Below are 5,054 nucleotides of genomic sequence, written 5' to 3'. Positions count from 1 at the left end.
AACGTCCAGGCGGCGGCGGGGAAGGGGTCGGCGAAGCCGGTCGGTGGCAACAGTGCGCGCTTCCACCACGCCGCTTCGCTGGTGCCCCTGGGCCGGCCAAGCGCGGTGGCGTCGGTGTCGGGCGTCACCAGCCGCGCCACGGCCGAGTCGAAGGTGTTGAAGTCGCCCGCCACCACCACGGTTGCGTCGCTGTCGCCGCGCCGCGCATCGATCGCCTCGACGACCGACCGGAAATGCCGGAAGCGGCCGCACGGGCCGCCGAGCTTGTCCTCGAAATGCACCGACGCGACGACGATCCGGGCACCGCCGACATCGAGCTCGGCGGCGAGCGCGAAGCGGCGGCCGATGCGCCGCTCGCGCCTCACTCGGGCGCGCACGCGACGCGGCAGCTTTCCGTCCTCGGCGCCGTGCTCCCAGTCGATTGCCGGCAACAGCTCGATGCGGAAGCAGACTCGAGGGTCGGTCCGGCAAAGCAGCGCATTGCCCGTGGCGCCGCCGCCCGCCAGGCGGCGCGGCCGGCCCGGCCCCTGCACTTCGAGGAACTCGATGCCGTAGAGTCCCAGCATGCCGGTGCCGTCGGCCAGAATCTGCAGCACATCGCGCGCGCCGGTGCGCCGGTTGCCCCAGTCGACCTCCTGCAGGCAGGCGATGTCCGGCTGCAGCTCGCGGATGGTGTCGGCGATTCGTTCCGGCGCGAACCCGCGCCCGATGTTCCAGGTGAGGATGCGCACGGGACGTCCAGGCGTGATGTCGGCAAGCGGCTGTCGCGGCTGCTTGGCATAGATCCGGCCGAATTCCAGGGTCCGCTGAAACGCCGTCAGCACATGATCGTCGGTCATGGCCCGGCTCGATCAGGCGGCTTGCGGCTGTGCGAGGTCGTCCGGCCGCGACCGCGCCAGGCTGGCCTCGGCGCGCTGTCGAATCCAGGTCGGACAGTGATCGTGCGTCTTCTCGCCGGCGCGGGCGAGCAGCTCTCGCCAGGCGGCCTCGGCCATGTCGAGCGACCGCCTGGGCGCGATTGAAATGGACCCAGAAGTTCCACGGGTCGGCAGCCAGCGCAGGCTCGAGCCCCTCGGCGAGCGCCTCGCGCGGTTTGCCGGCCGCGAGCAGCGCGGCGCCCTTGACGCCGAGCGCGTGGACATGCGCCGGCGCGATCGCGAGGGCGGCGTGCGCGGCCTGCAGCGCGGCGGCGTGGTCCTTCCACGTCCAATGGACCAGCGCCAGCAGCGCGTGCGCATCGGCCTGCAGCGCCTCCTCTTGCCGGGTCGCCAGCATGTCGGTCGCGCGCCGAAACAGCCGTGTCACGCCGGCGCCGCGCGCCACGGTGGCCAATACGTCCTCCTCCAGCTCCAGCCACAGGCAATAGGCGTCGAGCGCCTCCCTTGTCTCGCCGAGCTCGTCGAACAGCTCGCCGCGCGGCCAGTAGATCGAGGGGTCGCCCGCGCCATAGCGGCCGGCAAGCCGCGAATCGGCGCGGGCGCGCTCGCGCAAACGATCGTCGCGGGTCGCCGTCCATTGCCGGGCGAGCGACAGCGCGCGCTGCTCGTAGCCTCGGGCATAGTGCGGCTCGAGCGCGATGGCGCTGTTGAAGGCGAGCTCGGCCGCGCCATGGTTGCCAGCCTCCTGCAGGGTCCGACCGAGCACCCAGTGCGGCCAGAAATTGCGCGGCTCCAAGGCGATCGCCGTGCGCAGCAGGCGTTCGGCGGTGGCCAGCGGCGCCCCGGCGTCGAGCTGCGGGAAGTTGCCCTGCAGCAGGGAAATGGCCGCGGCGAAGCTGCCGTCGTTGCGCCGCTTGGCGACGAAGTAGTTGAACAGGGCGACGAAGAAATAGTCGGTGGCGTTGATCGGCTCGGCGAACTTGGCCGGCGCGGTGAAGGCCAGCACGGTCGCCACGTCGATGCGCGCGCCCGGCAGGAACGACGAAAGCATCTCGACGATGCGCTCGACCAGCAGGCTGGTGCGCGAGCGCTCGCTGCCCAGGCCGCCGATCGCCTCCTCGACGCGGCGCACTGCGCGCAGCGCTGCCCGGCTGCGCTCGAACGCCAGCGCGACCTCCTTGTTGCCAGCCGGCAGGGTGATCTGAAGCGAGTCGACGATACGCTGCAGCTTCGAGGTCACGATCGAGCGCGGCACGAGCCTGAACAGCAGGCGCACCATCCAGGCCGGCGTACGCCGCCCGCCGCCCTTGCGCAGGGAACGCAGATTGCGGATCACCGGCACGAGCTGCAGGCCGCTGTAGAGCAGCAGCAGGCGGTAGATCTCGCGCCGCAGGTCGTCGGCCTGCGCGGTCGTGAGGTCCTGCACCGGCAGCTTGTCCCACCATTGGCTGTCGCCGAGCACGTCGAGCGCGTCGAGCGCGCCTTCGCAGGCGAGGCGCGCCTGCTCGAAATCTTCCTGCCCGGCTTTCGGAAACACTGTCCGGGCGTGGCCGTCATAGGCTGCCAGCGTGCGAATACGCGCCCGCTGCGCCTCGTGATGGGTGCGCCGGTCGCGCAATTCCGCATCCATCTGGTCGGCCAGGTAGTCGACGACGCGATCGAGCTCGAGCGCGGCCTCACCATAGGCGTTGCCGCCGATCAGGCCGGCGATCTTCTGCTCGTCACGCGCCAGTCGCGCCTTCACGCTCTCGACCACGCTGCGATGATGGGCGAGCGACTCCTTGATGTAGCCGCGGGCGAGCGCGGAAAGCGCGACGCGGCTGTCGGCCATCAGCTGCTCGGCATCGACCAGGTGCGTCTCGCTCAGGATGAGGAAATCCACGTCGTTCGCCTGCTCGCGCCAGCGCAGCGCGTCGCGCTCGAGATCATCCTTGCGCAGGAGCTTGGCGGCGTGCGTCTCGAACAGGCTGCGGGCGCGCCGCCAGTGGGTGAGCAGCGCCTCGTGCGCCACCCGCGCCGTGCGGCGCTGCGTCCGCGGCCTGGCGTCGAGCACGATCAGGCGCGCCTGGTCGAGCGCCTCGATCACCCGCTCGCGCGCCGGCGTGAGAAAGCCCTCGTCGAGCAGAAGCTCGGCGCCGACGACGATCTCGGTCTCGCGGCCGCGGCGCGCGAGATTGAAGATCACGTCGTCGACCGCCCGCTCGGTCTCGGGATCGGCGCCGAGCGCGCCGATCGTGCGGTCGGCCCAGGTGCCGATGGCGTTCTCCAGTCCGCCGGCGCTCTCGTACTGGTCGTAGCTGATCGTGCCGGGCCGCCGCTCCTTGTCGTCGTACAACAGCTTCAGCGTGAACTGCAGCAGCGGCAGGCAGTCCTGCTGGCGCTTGGCCGCGTCGGTCAGCACGTCGACCAGCGGCAGGTTGTCCTTGTCGTGGCCGACGAAGCGCAGGCCGGCGAGCTCGGCCGGCCGGCGGATGATCTCGGCGAGCGCGCCCGGCCGCGGCCGCTCGAGGCGGTAGAGGCGTTCGTTGCGCGCGAGATCGGACAGCACCGGGCTGTCCTCGAGCAGCGCCATGAGATCGGAGCGCAGGGTCGCGATCACCCAGACCAGCCGCGAGCGCGCCAGCCGCGACAGCGTCTCGGCGAACGCCTCGCGCTCGCCTGCCGCCTGCCCGCTCTGCTGCTCGCGCGCCCACAGCAGAAGCTCCTCGAGCTGGTCGACCAGCAGCGCCACCCGCAGGCGTCCGCCGGTTTCGGCCCGCGCCAGCGCGGCGGCGATTGCCGCCGTCGCCTCGGCCGGATTGGCCAGCAGGCGGGCCGCCAGCTCGGCCGGTTCCGTGGCGAGCTCGGGCACCGCCGACGCCAGTGCCTCGGCGAGGGCCGCGATCGGCGTGCGCTTGCCACGGCTCGGCATGACCACGGCGCTGCGCCAGCGGTCGTTGGCGCTCGCCATCTGTTCGAGATCGCCGAGCAGGCCGGCGCGCGCCAGTGAGGATTTGCCGACGCCGCTGCTGCCATGGATCAGGAGGAAGCTGCAGCCGTAAAGGTCCTGGCGGCGCAGCACCTGCAACGCTTCCTCGCGCGCCTTGCCGCGGCCCCAGAAGATCTTGCGATGGCGGACGTCGAAGACCTCCAGGCCACGGAACGGCGAGCCTTCCCAGGCGTCGTCGGGATCGGCGCCGCTGGGCCTGATGTCGAGGTCGAGGGTGCGCAGCAGGTCCTCGACCTGGCGCACCACCAGGACCTCGGCGCCGAGCCGGCGCAACTGCTCCTGCTCGGCGCGCGCATCGGAGCCGTTGGCCTCCGGCACGGCGACGACGACGCGCTTGCCGCTGGCGACGACGGCATTCAACCGTTCGTCGCGGATCAGCAGGCGGAGCTTGTCCTCGACATAGCCCACCTCGCCCGCCGCCATCTCGAAATCGACGGTGCCGGTGGCGAACAGCCAGGTGCCGGCGTCGTCGGATTCGCGGCCGGCGAGCCGCTCGGCGCGCTGCAGCGCATGGGCCGCCAGCACCCCGAGCTGCCAGCTGTCGCCGGTATCGATCTCGTCGGAGAGATCGATGCGGAACGGGCTGGCGTCGCCCGACGGAAGGATGCGGGCGACGCGCTTGCGCACGAACGCGTCGTAGCTGGCCGAGAGCGCCGGCAACGGCGCGAGGCCGCGCCAGGTGAAGACCCTCGACTTGCGCAAGTTGAGCGGCGCGATCCGTTCGACGGCGATCGCCCCGGCGGTGGTGGCGATCGACACGCGAACCTGCGTGGTCACGGGCGCCTACCTCTGGAAGTCACCGGACGTCGTGAGGTCGCGCAGCAGGTCGACGAGCTCGGCGTCGGCTGCCACGGCGAGGTCCTTGATCAGCACGATCTCGCCGTCGTCGGGCGGCGGCAGCTCGATGCGCTCGATTCGCGAATCGCGCGCCCGCTCGACGAACAGGACCCGGCTCGCGACCGATGGATCGTCGAAGCTGAAGACGACATAGACCTGCTCGTCGATGCCGACCGGATTGATGCGCAGGGTGCCGCCGGCGAACGGCCGCTCGAAATCGGGTCCCTGGTCGGTCGCCGCCGCGATCAGTGCCGGCATCTCGGCGTAGCGCGGCCCGCTCGCCTGGCCGGCAGCGGGCGGCAGCTCCACCGCGTTGCGCCGCTTGAGGTCGCGGAACAGCGCCCGCAGGG

Annotated in this window: 2 protein-coding genes and 1 pseudogene; all 3 read right to left on the bottom strand. The window is 71.5% G+C overall.

Annotated elements, in window-relative coordinates; genetic code table 11:
- Positions 1–839 (bottom strand): endonuclease/exonuclease/phosphatase family protein (locus tag AB7O82_RS37150; protein WP_428621796.1); only part of this gene is annotated, 839 nt, incomplete at its 3' end.
- A gap of 1,933 nt (positions 840–2,772) precedes the next feature.
- A pseudogene (locus AB7O82_RS37145) lies at positions 2,773–4,290 on the bottom strand (AAA family ATPase); the annotation flags it as partial.
- A gap of 360 nt (positions 4,291–4,650) precedes the next feature.
- Positions 4,651–5,054: hypothetical protein (locus AB7O82_RS37140; protein WP_428555203.1), on the bottom strand; the 404-nt coding region annotated here is incomplete at its 5' end.

Source organism: Reyranella sp., from assembly GCF_050185545.1.
In the GTDB taxonomy this organism is placed as follows: domain Bacteria; phylum Pseudomonadota; class Alphaproteobacteria; order Reyranellales; family Reyranellaceae; genus Reyranella.
The sequence above is the reverse complement of the archived record's forward strand: the minus strand, read 5'-3'. Positions and strand labels throughout refer to the sequence as shown.